The 15,745-nt window shown below is 65.7% G+C and carries 10 protein-coding genes; 2 read left to right on the top strand and 8 right to left on the bottom strand.

All coding sequences use genetic code 11. The features are described 5' to 3' along the window. Window positions 1–32: 32 nt before the first annotated feature. On the top strand, window positions 33–1,709 hold the full coding sequence (locus M8J71_RS13135) for a formate--tetrahydrofolate ligase (RefSeq protein WP_256248305.1): 1,677 nt from the start codon (window positions 33–35) through the stop codon (window positions 1,707–1,709). A 157-nt stretch (window positions 1,710–1,866) separates the two neighbouring features. After that, window positions 1,867–2,826: a DUF559 domain-containing protein gene (locus M8J71_RS13130; RefSeq protein WP_256248304.1), complete on the top strand. Its 960-nt coding sequence runs from the start codon at window positions 1,867–1,869 to the stop codon at window positions 2,824–2,826. 258 nt (window positions 2,827–3,084) lie between these two features. Here M8J71_RS13130 and M8J71_RS13125 read toward each other — a convergent pair whose 3' ends face one another. The 8 genes from M8J71_RS13125 to glmS all read right to left on the bottom strand — a co-directional run. Then, entirely contained in the window at window positions 3,085–4,170 is a 1,086-nt protein-coding gene (locus M8J71_RS13125) for an inositol-3-phosphate synthase (protein ID WP_256248302.1), read from the bottom strand. 163 nt (window positions 4,171–4,333) lie between these two features. Then, on the bottom strand, window positions 4,334–5,374 hold the full coding sequence (gene mgrA / locus M8J71_RS13120) for an L-glyceraldehyde 3-phosphate reductase (protein WP_256248301.1): 1,041 nt from the start codon (window positions 5,372–5,374) through the stop codon (window positions 4,334–4,336). A gap of 100 nt (window positions 5,375–5,474) precedes the next feature. Then, entirely contained in the window at window positions 5,475–7,244 is a 1,770-nt protein-coding gene (gene treZ / locus M8J71_RS13115) for a malto-oligosyltrehalose trehalohydrolase (RefSeq protein WP_256248300.1), read from the bottom strand. Beyond that, window positions 7,241–9,568, bottom strand: a complete 2,328-nt coding sequence (treY, locus tag M8J71_RS13110) for a malto-oligosyltrehalose synthase (protein WP_256248299.1) — start codon at window positions 9,566–9,568, stop codon at window positions 7,241–7,243. Before treY ends, treZ begins: the two co-directional genes overlap by 4 nt. Then, complete coding sequence (glgX, locus tag M8J71_RS13105; protein WP_256248298.1) at window positions 9,565–11,820, bottom strand: glycogen debranching protein GlgX; 2,256 nt, start codon at window positions 11,818–11,820, stop codon at window positions 9,565–9,567. The genes treY and glgX overlap by 4 nt, the downstream gene beginning before the upstream one ends. Window positions 11,821–11,886: 66 nt before the next feature. Further along, window positions 11,887–13,482 (bottom strand): NAD(P)H-hydrate dehydratase, encoded by a 1,596-nt coding sequence (locus M8J71_RS13100; protein ID WP_256248297.1) that lies wholly within the window; start codon window positions 13,480–13,482, stop codon window positions 11,887–11,889. A gap of 32 nt (window positions 13,483–13,514) precedes the next feature. Further along, window positions 13,515–13,862: a holo-ACP synthase gene (locus tag M8J71_RS13095; RefSeq protein WP_013601780.1), complete on the bottom strand. Its 348-nt coding sequence runs from the start codon at window positions 13,860–13,862 to the stop codon at window positions 13,515–13,517. A gap of 207 nt (window positions 13,863–14,069) precedes the next feature. Next, window positions 14,070–15,745: glutamine--fructose-6-phosphate transaminase (isomerizing) (glmS, locus tag M8J71_RS13090; protein WP_256248296.1), on the bottom strand; the 1,676-nt coding region annotated here is incomplete at its 5' end.

The following is a 15,745-nucleotide window of genomic DNA, read 5'->3' as shown; positions in this document are numbered from 1 at the left end:
AGCTGCCCTATCCGCTCCAGCAAAGGACAAAGATGTCTGCTACCCCGAGTGACCTAGAGATCGCCCGCGCGGCACGGATCCTGCCCATCGAGGAGATCGCGGCGGCCGCGGGAATCAATGCCGAGGCGGTGGAACTGTACGGGCGGTACAAGGCGAAAATCGATCCCGCGCGCCTGGACGCGCCGCCGCCCCAGGGGAAGGTGGTGCTGGTCTCGGCCATGTCCCCCACCCCGGCTGGTGAGGGAAAGTCGACCACGACGGTGGGGCTTGCCGATTCGCTGGCACGCGCAGGCCACCGGGTAATGATCGCCCTTCGGGAGCCCTCCCTTGGACCGGTCCTGGGCATGAAGGGCGGGGCCACGGGCGGCGGGTACTCGCAGGTGCTGCCGATGGACGAGATCAATCTGCACTTCACCGGGGATTTCCACGCCGTGACGTCGGCGAACAATGCCCTGATGGCGCTGGTGGACAACCACATCTACCAGGGCAACGAACTCAATATCGACCCCCGGCGCATGACCTTCAAACGGGTTCTGGACATGAACGACCGGGCCCTGCGTGAGGTGGTCATCGGATTGGGCGGGCCCACGCAGGGAGTACCCCGCCAGGACGGGTTCGACATCACCGTGGCGTCCGAGATCATGGCAGTTTTTTGTCTCGCCACTGATCTGGCGGACCTCCGCGGACGCTTGGGCAGGATCACCTTCGGCTATACCTTTGAACGTTCGCCGGTGACCGTGGCCGACCTTGGCGTGCAGGGCGCGCTGACGCTGCTGCTGAAGGAAGCCATCAAGCCGAACCTGGTGCAGACCATCGCCGGCACCCCTGCCCTGGTCCACGGTGGTCCCTTCGCGAACATTGCGCACGGCTGCAATTCGCTGATTGCCACCCAGACGGCCCGGCGGCTGGCGGACATTGTGGTCACCGAGGCCGGCTTCGGCGCCGATCTGGGGGCCGAGAAGTTCATGGACATCAAGGCACGGACGGGCGGCCTGGCGCCCTCCGCCGTTGTGGTGGTGGCAACGGTGCGGGCACTGAAAATGCAGGGCGGTGTGGCCAAGGACCAGCTCACAACCCCAGATGTGGCCGCCTTGGAGGCGGGGGTGGCCAACCTGCGCCGGCACATCCGGAACGTGGAAAAGTTCGGGGTGCCACCGGTGGTGGCCATCAACAGGTTTGGCGCCGACTCAGCCGAGGAACTCGACTGGCTGCTGGCGTGGTGCTCTGCGGAGGGAGTTCCGGCCGCGGTCGCCGATGTGTGGGGGCGCGGCGGCGGTGGCGACGGCGGTGACGAACTTGCCGCCCTGGTGGCGAAGGCAGTGGCCGGGCCGAACGACTTCCGGCACCTCTACCCGCTGGAGCTCCCCGTGGAGGACAAGATCCGGACCATTGCGCAGGAAATTTATGGTGCGGACGGGGTGGATTTTTCCGTCCCGGCCCTGAAACGGCTGGCCGACATTGAGCGGAACGGCTGGGGCGGGCTCCCTGTCTGCATGGCCAAGACGCAGTATTCGTTCACGGACGACGCTTCCCGTCTCGGGGCGCCTAAGGGATTCATCATCCACGTGCGCGACCTCCTGCCCAAGACCGGGGCTGGCTTTGTCGTGGCGCTCACCGGAGCAGTGATGACCATGCCCGGACTGCCCGCCGCCCCGGCCGCAATGCGCATGGACGTGGATGACGCCGGCAACCCCATGGGCCTCGCTTAGTCAGACGCCCCACCACCTCCCGCACCCCTTTCCCCAACGCCCCACCACCTCCCGCACCTAATACCTCCAACGCCCCATCACCTCCCGCACCGCACCGGCGGCGGCTGCCTGTGGAAAACTTCTGCAGGGCCACGGTCTTTTGAGCCACAATGCCAACATGCCCGCTCCCCTTGATCTGCCCCAGCCATTGGCCAGTGCCCCCTTCACCTACACCTCGGCGCTGGCCTTGGGCGTACCGGCCAGCCGGCTTCGCAGACGTGACGTGGTCCATGTGAGCAGGGGGTTGTACCGACCCTCGGACTGGAACTTTGAGCTGGAAGCAGCGGCACGGGCGCTCTCCCAGGCATCACCAGGAGCCTGGATCTCCCACATCACTGCGGCTCGTCTGCATCGTCTGCTGTTGCCGCCCTGGCTATCGGATTCAACGGAACTGCATCTCAGCAAGCCCAAACAGTTGCCGCAAGTGCGTCGGAAAGGCGTAGCCGCACATAACGTCATAGTGAGGGAAGACGAAACTGAGTCGGTGGACGGCATCCGGATCAGCACGCGTTCACGAACGTGGCTCGACTTGGCTCGCCGGCTGCCGCTGGTTGAGTTGGTCTGCCTTGGAGATCAGCTCATTCGTATCCCTCGACCACAGTTTGAGGGCAGATCTCAGCCCTTCGACACCTTGGACGGGCTCCGCACCATGGTTGGGCGACACCCCAACCTTCAGGGCGTTGTTCGTGCGCGGCAGGCACTTGAACTGATGCGGGTTGGGGCTGATTCGGCACCTGAAACCATGCTTCGGCTGGCCATGGCAGACGCGAATTTACCGGAACCGGACCTCCAGATCGCGCTGCGGCCGGACGACGCAGCCTCCCCTACCGCCGACCTTGGTTACCCGCACCGGCGTCTCGCAATCCAGTACGACGGCGGACATCACCTTCTTGATGCCCAGCAATTTAGCGACCGACGGCGGGACAAGGCATTTGAATCGGCCGGTTGGACAGTCCTGGTAGTCACAAAGGACGACGCCCTAGACGGTTTCGATCGAGCTATAACGTCAATAAAGCGGCACCTTTGTACGGCATGGATGGACCATCCCTACGCGGCCGGTTTTGTCGGTACTGGGTGAAGTAAGCCGGCAGAGTCAGCGGAAGTGATGGGGCGTCCCGGCAGAGTCAGCGGGAAGTGATGGAGCGTCGTAAGAAACCTTGCGGGAGGCGATGGGACGTCGTGAGAAACCTTGCGGGAGGCGATGGGGCGACGTGAGAAACCTTGCGGGAGGCGATGGGGCGACGTGAGAAACCTTGCGGGACGTGATGGGGCGTCTTAACGGCAAGCGCTCCCCCACCCGAAGGTGAGGGAGCGCAAAAGAAGCCGAGGAGCGGGTTTAGCGCTCGAGGTCTCCGCGGATGAAGGCTTCGACCTTTTCGCGGGCGAGGTCGTCGTTGAACTGCTCCGGCGGGGACTTCATGAAGTAGCTCGATGCGGAGAGCAGCGGGCCGCCGATGCCGCGGTCCAGGCCGATCTTGGCGGCGCGGATGGCGTCGATGATCACGCCGGCGGAGTTGGGTGAATCCCAGACCTCCAGCTTGTACTCAAGCGAAACGGGGGCATCGCCAAAGTTGCGGCCTTCGAGGCGGACGAAGGCCCACTTGCGGTCATCAAGCCACTGGACGTAGTCGGACGGGCCGATGTGGACGTCCTTGGCGGCCAGCTCGGCTTCGACGTTGGACGTGACGGCCTGGGTCTTGGAGATCTTCTTGGACTCGAGGCGGTCGCGCTCCAGCATGTTCTTGAAGTCCATGTTGCCGCCGACATTCAGCTGGTACGTGCGGTCCAGGGTGACGCCGCGGTCTTCGAAGAGCTTGGCCATCACTCGGTGCGTGATGGTGGCACCGATCTGGCTCTTGATGTCGTCGCCCACGATCGGCACGCCGGCGGCGGTGAACTTGTCAGCCCACGCCTTGGTACCGGCGATGAACACCGGCAGGGCGTTGACGAAGGCAACCCCGGCGTCGATGGCGCACTGGGCGTAGAACTCGGCAGCTTCCTGCGAACCAACCGGCAGGTAGCACACCATGACATCAACCTTGGCGTCCTTAAGTGCCTGGACAACGTCCACGGGCTCTTCGTGGGACTGCTCGATGGTCTCGAGGTAGTACTTGCCGAGCCCGTCGAGGGTGTGGCCGCGCTGGACGGTTACGCCGGTGGGCGGTACGTCGGCGATCTTGATGGTGTTGTTTTCGCTGGCCAGGATCGCATCGGCGAGGTCAACGCCCACCTTCTTGCCATCTACGTCGAACGCGGCGACGAACTCAACGTCACCCACGTGGTACTGGCCGAACTCGACGTGCATCAGGCCCGGGATCGTGGCCTTGGGGTCTGCGTCCTTGTAGTAGTGGACGCCCTGGACCAGCGAAGCGGCACAGTTTCCTACGCCGACAATTGCAACACGAATCGGATGTGAAGACACGGAACTCCTTTGAGGACAAACGTCAGCCGGCCGGGTTCCGCTGCGACTGAAGTACGACGGCGGCCGGCAGGCCCGGCGCCGCGCGGCGCCTTTTCATAGTACCCAACAGAGCGGGACAAGGGCTTGTTCCCCTGTCCCACTCCTTGGGATGACGGGAAAGAAACTAGACGGGCTGCTTCCAGAGGTTGATGTCCGATTCCACGGCGAATTCGTCGATGGCGTTCAGCTCATCCCCGGTGAACTCGAGGTTGTTGATGGCGGACAATGTGTCCTCCAGCTGGCGGACGCTCGAAGCCCCGATCAGGGCGGATGTGACAGGCGAACCCTTCGGCTGGTCGCGCAGGATCCAGGCGACGGCCATTTGCGCCAGGGACTGCCCGCGGCCCTCGGCGATGCTGTGAAGTCCACGGATCCGGTGCAGCTTTTCGTCCGTGATGGCGTCCTCGGACAGGAACCGGGCCTTGGCTGCACGCGAATCAGCAGGAACACCGTTGAGGTAGCGGTCGGTGAGCATTCCCTGGGCCAGCGGCGAGAAGGCGATGGACCCTGCGCCCACCTGGTCGAGTGCCTCATACAGATTTGGCGAACCGTTCTCGGTCCACCGGTTGAGCATGGAGTAGCTGGGCTGGTGGATCAGCAGCGGCGTCCCGAGGTCCTTCAGGATCCGGGCTGCTTCCAGGGTCTGCTCCGGGGTGTAGGAAGAGATGCCGGCATACAGAGCCTTGCCCGAACGCACTGCATAGTCCAGTGCACCCATGGTTTCTTCCAGCGGGGTCTCCGGGTCCGGCCGGTGGCTGTAGAAGATGTCCACGTAGTCCAGGCCCATCCGCTGCAGCGACTGGTCCAGGCTGGAGATCAGGTACTTGCGGGAGCCCCATTCACCGTAAGGGCCGGGCCACATGTAGTAGCCGGCCTTCGTGGAGATGACGAGTTCGTCCCGGTAGGGCTTGAAGTCGTCCTTGAGGTGACGGCCGAAGTTGGTTTCGGCGGAGCCGTCCGGCGGGCCGTAATTGTTGGCGAGGTCGAAGTGGTTGACGCCCAGGTCGAAGGCGCGGCGAAGGATGGCGCGCTGTTCGTCAAAGCGCTTGTCGTCGCCGAAGTTGTGCCACAGGCCGAGCGAGATCGCCGGGAGCTTTAGTCCGCTGCGGCCAACGCGGCGGTAGGGCATGGAGTCGTAGCGGTTTTCCGCCGCGGAATAAGTCATACGTTCCATCCTGCCAGTTGTGACCGGCGCTACAGATGATGGCCGGAAAGTTACGCCGCAGGCTGACACAGCCCGCGACGTAACTTTCCAGCCGAAATAGTCAGGATTTCAGGATCGCGGCACTCCAGGGCGCCAGGGCGAGGGCTTGGCCGTCAAGGCCGGTACCCTCATCCGTCGTCAGCAGGACCGGCCCGGAAACGTCCTCCAACCGGACCTTGGCGTCCGAGAGGTTCAGCAGCACCTCAACGCTGCCGCGGCGGAAACGCAGCCAGCCTGCATCGTCGTCGAACATCACGTCCGTCTCCCCGAAGCCAAGCCCGGCGAGCTCGGTGTGGTCCCGGCGCAGCGCCGTGAGGGAGCGGTAGAGCTCCAGGAGCCGGGCGTGGTCGCCGCCGGCGGCTTCGTCCCAGTTCAGCTTGGACCGGCGGAAGGTCTCCGGATCCTGGGGGTCGGGCACGACGGCGGGGTCCCACCCCATGCGCTCAAACTCCTTGATCCGGCCCTCGGCAGTGGCCTTGCCCAGCTCCGGTTCCGGATGCGAGGTGAAGAACTGCCACGGGGTGCTCGCCGCAAACTCCTCACCCATAAACAGCATGGGCGTAAACGGCGACGTCAGGGTCAGAACGGCGGCCACTGCCAGCTGCCCGTAGGACAACGACTGCGAAAGCCTGTCCCCCGTGGCCCGGTTTCCGATTTGGTCGTGGTTCTGGTTGCACACCACCAGGGCGGCAGGGTGGGCCAGGGCGGCATTGATGGGCCGGCCATGGTGGCGTCCGCGGAAGCTGGAGTAGCTGCCGTCGTGCAGGAAGCCGTCCTTGAGGACCTTTGCCAACACGGCCAGCGACTGGAAGTCCTCGTAGTACCCGGTGGTCTCGCCGCTGACGCTCACGTGGACGGCGTGGTGGAAGTCATCGCTCCACTGCCCGGCGAGACCGTAGCCATTGGCGTCCCGCGGGTAGAGCAGGCGCGGGTTGTTGAGGTCCGACTCGGCAATGAGCGTTTTGGGCAGCCCCGTCTCAGCCGAGACGGCATCGCCTAAGGCACCGAACTCCTCCAGGATGTGCACGGCACGCTCATCGTTCAGCGCGTGCACGGCATCCAGGCGGAGCCCGTCCACGTGATAGTCCCGTAGCCAGAGCGCGGCGTTGTCCAGGATGTACTCCCGCACCACATCCGAACCGGGGCCGTCCAGGTTGACCGAGTCCCCCCACGTGTTGGCGTCCCCCTGCTTCAGGTACGGGCCGAACTTGGGCAGGTAGTTGCCGCTCGGGCCGAGGTGGTTGTACACCACATCCTGGATGACGCCGAGGCCCGCCGCGTGGGCTGCGTCCACAAAGCGCTGGTAGGCCGCCGGCCCGCCGTAGCCTTCGTGCACCGCGTACCACTGCACGCCGTCGTAGCCCCAGTTGTGGGTGCCGTTGAAGCCGTTGACCGGCAGCAGTTCCACGAAGTCGACGCCGAGGTCCGCCAGGTAGCTCAGCTTTTCGGCTGCGGCGTCCAAGGTGCCCGCCGGGGTGAAGGTGCCGACGTGGAGTTCGTAGATGACTGAACCCTGCAGCTCCTTGCCCTTCCAGCCACCGTCCTGCCAGGCATGCGCGGCGGGGTCGAACGTCCGGGAGAGCTGGTGGACACCGTCGGGCAGCCGTCGCGACCGCGGATCCGGCAGCGGGTGGCCGTCGCCGTCCAGCAGGTAGCCATAGTCCACTTCGCCGTCCCCTGGAGCATCGGGGGCAGTCCACCAGCCCTCCGAGCCGGGCGCCGTTTCCTTCTTCAGCATGGGATACTGCCGGCCGTTGGCCACCAGGATCACCGAACTGGCGTCGGGAGCCCAGACGTCGAAGCGCTCGGGCCCACCATTGACGAGGGTCATGCCTTTTCTCCATCCACCGGTACGAGCAAAGCCACCGGGTAGGTACCCAGGACGTCGGCCACCGAAACGGGGCCCGGTCCGTAGCCGGCGCCGGTGAGCTCGTCCCGGACGGGGACGGGGAGTTCGACGGCGGTGTCCCGCCACCCGCCGTCGGCCGCCAGTCCCGCCGGAAGGCGGGTGGCCAGCGTTATGGCTCCGGGAGTCCCCTGGGCCCCGCGGTGGAACGCAAGCAAGTGATCTGCAGCGGCCCCGGAGGCGGCAAGCGAAGTGTAGCCCTGGAACAGTTCGGGCCGGTCGCGGCGGAGCCGGAGCGCCCGGGAGGTGACCAGGAGCTTGCTGGTTTCGGTGCCCGCGTCAGGCAACTGTCCGGCGTCGAGCTTTGCGAGCTCCTGCTGGCGGACCGCGAAGTCCACCGGGCGCCGGTTGTCGGGATCGGTCAGTGACCGTTCCCAGAATTCGCTGCCCTGGTAGACGTCCGGGACGCCGGGCATGGTCAGCTGGACCAGCTTGGCGGACACCGAGTTGGACGCCGCGTACGAATCGATCCGTGCCACGAAGTCCTCCACCATCTTGGTGACCCGGTCGTCGTCGAACGCAGCGTCCACTGCGGCCTTGACGTGGGACTCGAATTCTTCGTCAGGGTCCGTCCACGTGGTGGAGTTGCCGGCCTCCCGGGCTGCCTTTTCCGCGTAGCCCTGGAGCCGTTCCCTGCTCGCCGGCCAGGCACCGATGATTGCCTGCCACAGCAGGTTCTCGTAAGGCCCGTCCGGAATCGGGGCCAGCTCGCGAAGAGTGTTCAGCGTGGCGGTCCACTCCTGCGGCAGTTCCGCGATCACCGAGATTCTGGCACGGGCGTCCTCGCTGCGCTTGGTGTCGTGCGTGGACATGGTGGTCATGGAGAGCGGAAGGTCTTCCTGCCGCCGAAGCATCCGGTGGTGGAACTCCTCGGGAGAGACGGCGAACTCGGCCGGTTCGGCTCCCACCTCCGTCAACGTGCCAAGCCGGGTGTAGCGGTAGAACGCCGTGTCCTCCACGCCCTTGGCCATCACCATGCCGGAGGTCTGCTGGAAGCGCACCGCGATGGGGTTGGCAGGGTCGAGGAGCAGCGGCAGGAGCGTGCCGACGGCAACCTCCAGCTCGGGCCGGTGGGCCGCCGCGGATTCGCAGGCTTCCTTGAGGATGCCGGCGCCCGTGGGCAGGTACGTCCGGTAAACCGGGAAGGCCGCGATGATTTCCGCAAGGGCATCAGCGGCCTGTTCCACGGAAAGCCCGTAGGAATCCGGAACCAGGCGGGCCAGGCGCAGCACCTCGGAGCGCAGGATGCCGTCCGCGATCATCCGCTTGGTGCCCCGGATCATCTCGGCGTAGTCAGCGGGAACCGCAGAGCCCCGCAGCTTGGCGTCCAGGTCATCAAGGGCCTGCCGGCCTGCGGGATCAATAAAGACCCGGTCCACGTCAGCCAGCGCGTCATAGCCGGTGGTACCCTCGGTCGCGAAGTCCTGGGGCAGGACTTCGCCCGGCTCCAGGATCTTTTCCACCAGGATGTAGGCTCCGCCGCTGAGGTCCTTCAGCCAGCGCAGGTAGCCGGCAGGATCCGCCAGGCCGTCCGGATGGTCCACCCGGAGCCCGTCCACGAGCCCCTCACGGAACCAGCGGCCCACCTCGGCATGGGCTTCCTCAAAGACGCGCGGGGTTTCCACCCGGATCCCGGCCAGCGTGGTGACGGCAAAGAAGCGCCGGTAGTTCAGCTCGGCGTCGGCGCGGCGCCAGTCGATCAGCTCGTAGTGCTGGCGGCTGTGGACCTCATGTGGGGTGTCGCCGTCGGAGTATGTCCCTTCGGCGATCGGGAACCGGTGGTCGTAGTAGCGGAGTTCGCCGTCCTTGACCTCCAGCTTGTCCAGGTCCTCACCGGAGCCAAGCATGGGCAGCCGGATTTTTCCGCCGGCCAGTTCCCATTCGACGTCGAAGGCTTCGGCGTAGGGCGAACCCTGCCCTTCCTTCAGCAGGGACCACCACCACGGGTTCTGCGCCGGCGTGGCCACGCCCACGTGGTTGGGCACGATGTCCACGAGGACACCCATGCCGTGCTCACGCGCAGCCTTTGACAGGGCCAGCAGGCCTTCCGGACCGCCCCGGTCCGGATCAACGGCGGAGGGGTCGGTCACGTCATAGCCATGGTCCGAGCCCTGCTCTGCCGTCAGGATGGGTGAGAGGTACACCCAGTCCGCGCCGAGCGCTTTCAGGTAGGGGACCTTTTCGGCAGCATCGAACAGCGTGAAGCTGCGGCGGATCTGGAGGCGGTAGGTGGATGCCGGGACCCTCACTTCTTGGACGCCTTCCGCTCCCCGATCTTCGTGGTCTTCCCGGGTTCGGCCACCGCGGGAGTCGTTATGGATTCACTCTCGCTGCTGGCGGTCTGGGACAGTGCTGCCAGGGACGCAGCCACGGAGTGGTCCGGCTCCACCTCAGGAACGGTGTGGGCCCGCAGGACCACCAGGGACTTGGCCTCCACCGGCAGCGGCTCGCCGGCCGCCACGGGTTCCGTGTCCGCGTTCTGCCCGGCAGTATCGATGATGACGTCCCAGGCAGGTGCGTACTCGTCCGAAGGAAGCGTGAACTTCACGGTGTCGTCGTGCGCGTTGAAGTACATCAGGAAGTTGACGTCGGTGATCCTGCGGCCGCGGCTGTCCTTGCCCTGGATGCCGTCGCCGTTGAGGAAGACGCCCACGGAACGGCCGAAGCCGCTGTCCCACGCCTCGGGCTTCATGTTTTCGCCGTCCGGGTCCAGCCATACGATGTCCGGCAGCCGCTCGCCCTCACCCCGCAGGACGGGCCGGCCGTCGAAGAACCGGCTGCGGCGGAACGTGGGGTGCTTGGCGCGGAGGGCGTTGACGGCGGCCGTGAACTCCACCAGCGGCTGGTCAATGCTGTCCCAATTGATCCAGGTGAGCTCGGAGTCCTGGCAGTAGCCGTTGTTGTTACCCTGCTGGGTGCGTCCCATCTCGTCGCCGTGCAGGAGCATCGGCACACCCTGGGACAGCAGCAGCGAGGCGATGAAGTTGCGCTGCTGGCGCGCCCGCAGCGCAAGGACCTCGGGATCGTCCGTGGGGCCCTCGACGCCGCAGTTCCAGGAGCGGTTGTGGGATTCGCCGTCGTTGTTGCCCTCGCCGTTGGCGTCGTTGTGCTTCTCGTTGTAGGACACCAGGTCCGAGAGGGTGAAGCCGTCGTGCGCGGTGACGAAGTTAATGGACGCTACGGGCCGGCGGCCGGAGTGCTCGTACAGGTCCGCCGAACCCGTGATGCGGGAGGCGAATTCGCCCAGGGTGGCGGGCTCGCCGCGCCAGAAGTCGCGGACCGTATCGCGGTACTTGCCGTTCCACTCGGTCCACTGCGGCGGGAAGTTGCCCACCTGGTAGCCGCCCGGGCCAACGTCCCAGGGCTCGGCGATGAGCTTGACCTGGGAGACCACCGGGTCCTGCTGGATGAGTTCGAAGAAGGTGGAGAGCTTGTCCACGTCATAGAATTCGCGGGCGAGGGTGGAGGCGAGGTCGAACCGGAAACCGTCAACGTGCATCTCCGAAACCCAGTAGCGCAGGGAGTCCATGAGCAGCTGCAGGGAGTGCGGCTGGCGGACGTTCAGGGAGTTGCCGGTGCCGGTGTAGTCCATGTAGTGCTTCTCGTCGCCCTCCATCAACCGGTAGTAGGCGGCGTTGTCGATGCCCTTGAAGGACAGCGTGGGGCCCAAATGGTTGCCTTCGGCGGTGTGGTTGTACACCACGTCGAGGATGACCTCGATGCCGGCTTTGTGCAGGGAACGGACCATGGCCTTGAAGTCCTGGACTTGCTGGCCGGTGTCGCCGGTGGAGCTGTAGGTGTTCTGCGGCGCGAAGAAGCCGATGGTGTTGTAGCCCCAGTAGTTGTTCAGGCCCTTGTCCTGCAGGGTGCCGTCATTGACGAACTGGTGGACGGGCATGAGCTCGATGGCGGTCACGCCGAGTTTCTGCAGGTGGGAGATGACGGCGGGGTGGGCCACGCCGGCATACGTTCCGCGCTGCTCCTCTGGAATCTCAGGGTGCAGCTGGGTAAGGCCCTTGACGTGGGCCTCGTAGATGACCGACTGGTGGTAGGGAATCCGCAGGTTCTGGTCGCCGTCCCAGTCGAAGAACGGGTTGATGACCACGCCCATCATCATGTGGCTGGCGGAGTCCTCGTTGTTGATGGAGTCCGGCTCGCCCAGGTTGTACGTGAACAGCGACGGATCCCAGTCCACTTGGCCGTGGACGGCCTTGGCGTAGGGGTCCAGCAGGAGCTTGTTGGGGTTGAAGCGGTTGCCGGAGGCAGGATCGTAGGGGCCGTGCACCCGGTAGCCGTACTTCTGGCCGGGCTGGACCTGCGGGATGTAGCAGTGCCAGACGTACCCGTCCACCTCATCCACCGTGATGCGGGTTTCCTTGCCTTCGTCGTCAAAGAGGCAGAGTTCAACTTTTTCGGCGCGTTCGCTGAACAGGGCAAAGTTGGTGCCGGTTCCGTTGAACGTGGCGCCAAGGGGATAAGCCGATCCAGGCCAGACTTCCATAATGCTCCTCTTTGTGATTCGGCAGCAGAAGGGCACGAGCCCCCTGCTGCCGGTGCGAACTAATGCCTACCGTAGCGGCTGGGTATGACTATTACGTTTCCGGACCCCAGCGTTACTAAGCGTGCTTACTTTACCCCAAACATACGGTAAGGAGTCGGCAATTCCGCCCGCAGCGATCGGCCCGCCGAAGCAGGCGTCCGACGCCGCCCTCCCGGCCCGGCCATGCAGCGCGGCTCCCAGCGCGGCCACCACGGCCCACCGTCCCTCCTCTTTTATGCCCACCTTCTGGAAGCGTCCGACGTCGGGAGCCGCCTGCGCGAGCAGCGCACCGATGACGCCAGCCAGCACGTCGCCGCTGCCGGCAGTGGCGAGCCAGGGCGTGCCGTCCGCCTGGCTGTAGACGTCCCCGGAGGGTGCGGCCACCAGGGTGGTGGCGCCTTTAAGCAGGACGGTGGCTCCGGTCAGCTTGGCAGCTTGGCGGACGGCGCCGAGGGTTCCGGCTTCCACTGCAGCGCGGTCCGCCTCAACTCCCCATCGCTTCAGCAGCGCGGCGAGCTCGCCGGCGTGCGGCGTCAGCACCACATTCGGGGCGAGCACATCGGTGAGGGCGGGAAGCGCACCGGCATCAGCCACCACAGGCAATCCGGACTCAACGGCGTCCCGGGCGCGCTGCAGCTGTTCGTGGTCTTCGGGTCCGATGCCGGAGCCCACCAGCCACGCCTGCACCCTGTTTTCAGCCACGGTGCCGGTACTGCACACCACTTCAGGGCAGGACTGCCGGATCAGGTCCGCGACCTCGGGCGGTCCGAGATAGCGCACCATCCCGGCTCCCGCGGCAAGTGCACCGCGGCACGCCAGGACGGCTGCGCCGGGATAATCTGCGGATCCCGCCACCACTCCCAGGACTCCGCGTGAGTATTTGTGGGCACGCCGGGCTGGGCTGGGAAGGAGGCCGGCAATGTCTGCATCCTCGAGCCGCCGCAGGGTGCCGCGTTCAAAATTGTCCTCAATACCAATAGGCACCACTTCCACCCTGCCGGCATAATCTGCGCCGGGGTCCACCAGCAGGCCCGCCTTCGCCGCTCCGAAAGTCACTGTGACATCCGCAGGCAGCACCGGTACGGACACCTCCCCGGTATCAGCATCAACGCCGCTGGGCAGGTCGCACGCCACCACGAAGCCGGGGGCAGCCTGACCGGTCCAGGCACCGGCGACAGCATGGACCAGGGTTGCCGCACTCCCCCGCAGCCCGCCTTTCGCACCGGTTCCCAACACAGCATCGACAACGACGTCGGCGCGCACCGCTTCTGCGGCAAGTTCGCCAGGTGCCGTGTCCGTAAGCTGGCGCACCCGTCCGCCGGCGCCCTCAAAAGCAGCCAGCGCCTGGGGATGTGCCGAATCCGCGGTGAGCACCGCCGTCGTACGCATGCCCCGCGCGGCGAGGAATGCGGCGGCGTAGAGCCCGTCCCCGCCGTTGTTGCCTTTGCCAATGAGCACCACAAGGCTGGATCCGTAGATCCGGCGGCCACGGGACTGGAGCTCCCTGATGATTGTGTTGGCCAGCCCGTGGGCTGCGCGCTGCATGAGGGCGTTTCCCAGGCCGGCAGCCAGGAGGGGCTCCTCGGCTTCCCGGACCTGGGTTCCGGTGTAGGCGCTGATCACGTTTGTAGGTGGCGCGGCGGGCCGGTTCCGGTTCAGCCTTCGGCCAGGACCGTAGCGGTGGCGATGCCGCCGTCGTGGCTGATCGAGAGGTGCCAGCGCTTGACGCCCTTGGCCTCGGCGACGGCCAGCACGGTGCCCTTGACCTGGACGGTGGGGCCGTTGTGGTCCAGGCCGATCCAGCAGTCCTGCCAGTTCATGCCGGCGGGCGCACCGAGGACCTTGGCCACAGCTTCCTTCGCAGCGAACCTCGCGGCCAGCGACCGGGTGTTCAGTTCCCGCTCCGCGGGGACGAACAGCCTGTCCCGGAGGCCGGGGGTGCGCTCAAGCTGGCGGCCGAACCGCTCGATGTCTACAACGTCTACGCCAATGCCAACGATCATGCGGCCCATTCTACGGTGACACCCTGAGGCTCCCGTGCCGCAGCGCGCCCGGCAGGAATGCGTGGTTGTTGGGCCCTCAGCTTAATGGCCGCCCTGTATTTCCGGGGGCTCCTGCTCCAGAGGCCAGCAAAAGTCACGCGAACAGGCTCCAAAAAAGCCGAAGCCCCGGGCTCTCTGCCCGGGGCTTCAGCTGTACATCAGAACCAGTTACTCGACGGTGACGCTCTTGGCGAGGTTGCGGGGCTGGTCCACGTCGTAGCCCTTGGCTGCGGCGAGTTCCGCGGCGAAGATCTGCAGCGGGACGGTGGTCAGCAGCGGCATCAGCAGGGTGGGGGTTTCCACGTCGTAGCCCTTGGCTGCGGCGAGTTCCGCGGCGAAGATCTGCAGCGGGACGGTGGTCAGCAGCGGCATCAGCAGGGTGGGGGTTTCGGGGACGTAGAAGACGTGCTCGGCGTAGGCCTTGACTGCTTCGTCGCCTTCCTCGGCGATGACCGGGGTGCGGGCGCCGCGGGCCCGGACTTCCTGGATATTGGACACGACCTTGGCGTGCAGCGAATCGCGGCCGCGCGGGGACGGGACCACCACGAACACCGGCTGGCCCTCATCGATCAGGGCGATGGGGCCGTGCTTGAGCTCGCCGGCGGCGAAGCCCTCGGCATGGATGTACGCGATTTCCTTCAGCTTCAGCGCACCCTCGAGCGCCACCGGGTAGCCCACGTGGCGGCCCAGGAACAGCACCGACTTCTCGTCGGCCATGCTGCGGGCCAGTTCCCGCAACGGCCCGGCGTCGTCCAGGATCTTCCGGATCTTGGCCGGGATCTTGTTCAGATCCGCCAGGACGTCCTTGATGTCACCTTCATCTACGTTGCCGCGCAGCTGTGCCAGATACAGGCCCAGCAGGTACGCGGCGGTGATCTGCGCCAGGAACGCCTTGGTGGAGGCAACAGCGATTTCCGGGCCCGCGTGCGTGTACAGCACCGCGTCGGATTCACGCGGAATGGTGGAGCCGTTGGTGTTGCAGATCGAGATGGTCTTCGCGCCCTGCTCGCGGGCATACCGGACGGCCATCAGGGTGTCCATCGTTTCACCGGACTGGCTGATCGAGACCACCAGGGTGTTCTCGTCCAGGATCGGATCCCGGTAGCGGAACTCATGGGCAAGTTCCACCTCGGTGGGGATCCGGCACCAGTTCTCGATCGCGTACTTGGCCACGGTGCCGGCGTATGCGGCGGTGCCGCAGGCCAGCACGATGATCTTGTTGACCTGCTTCAGCCGTTCAACATCAATCCGCAGCTCATCCAGGGTCAGGTTGCCGTTGATGTCCGAGCGTCCCAGCAGGGTCTGCGCCACAGCATCGGGCTGGTCATGGATCTCCTTCTCCATAAACGAGGAGAAGCCGCCCTTTTCCGCCGAGGCCGGGTCCCAGTCAACGTGGTACTCCTTGCCCTCGGCCGGCTTGCCGTAGAAATCGGTGATCTCCACCGTGTCCGCGGTGATCGTCACGATCTGGTCCTGGCCCAGTTCCACGGCGCGGCGGGTGTAATCGATGAAGCCGGACACGTCCGAACCCAGGAAGTTCTCCCCCTCGCCCAGACCCACCACCAGCGGCGAGTTCCGCCGGGCAGCGACGACGACGTCGGGCTGGTCGGCGTGGACCGCCAGCAGGGTGAAAGCGCCCTCCAGGCGCTGGCAGGCGAGCTCCATCGCGCGGGTCAGGCCGCCGTCGGAGGTGTCCCCGCCCAGCTTGTTCCGGAAGATATCCCCCAGCAGCGCCGCGGCCACCTCGGTGTCCGTCTCGGACAGGAACGTTACGCCCTTATCCAGCAGCTCAAGCTTCAGCTCGGCGAAGTTTTCGATGATGCCGTTGTGGATCACGGCGAGCT

The organism is Pseudarthrobacter sp. R1, from assembly GCF_024494415.1.
GTDB lineage: Bacteria > Actinomycetota > Actinomycetes > Actinomycetales > Micrococcaceae > Arthrobacter.
This window is presented reverse-complemented; position numbering and strand designations above follow the sequence as displayed.

Bases quoted from the DNA above. Each gene is read 5' to 3' on its own strand.
- M8J71_RS13135 (WP_256248305.1), top strand. From the start codon at position 33: ATGTCTGCTACCCCGAGTGACCTAGAGATCGCCCGCGCGGCACGGATC.
- M8J71_RS13130 (WP_256248304.1), top strand. From the start codon at position 1,867: ATGCCCGCTCCCCTTGATCTGCCCCAGCCATTGGCCAGTGCCCCCTTC.
- mgrA (WP_256248301.1), bottom strand. From the start codon at position 5,374: ATGACTTATTCCGCGGCGGAAAACCGCTACGACTCCATGCCCTACCGC.
- treZ (WP_256248300.1), bottom strand. From the start codon at position 7,244: ATGACCCTCGTCAATGGTGGGCCCGAGCGCTTCGACGTCTGGGCTCCC.
- glgX (WP_256248298.1), bottom strand. From the start codon at position 11,820: ATGGAAGTCTGGCCTGGATCGGCTTATCCCCTTGGCGCCACGTTCAAC.
- M8J71_RS13095 (WP_013601780.1), bottom strand. From the start codon at position 13,862: ATGATCGTTGGCATTGGCGTAGACGTTGTAGACATCGAGCGGTTCGGC.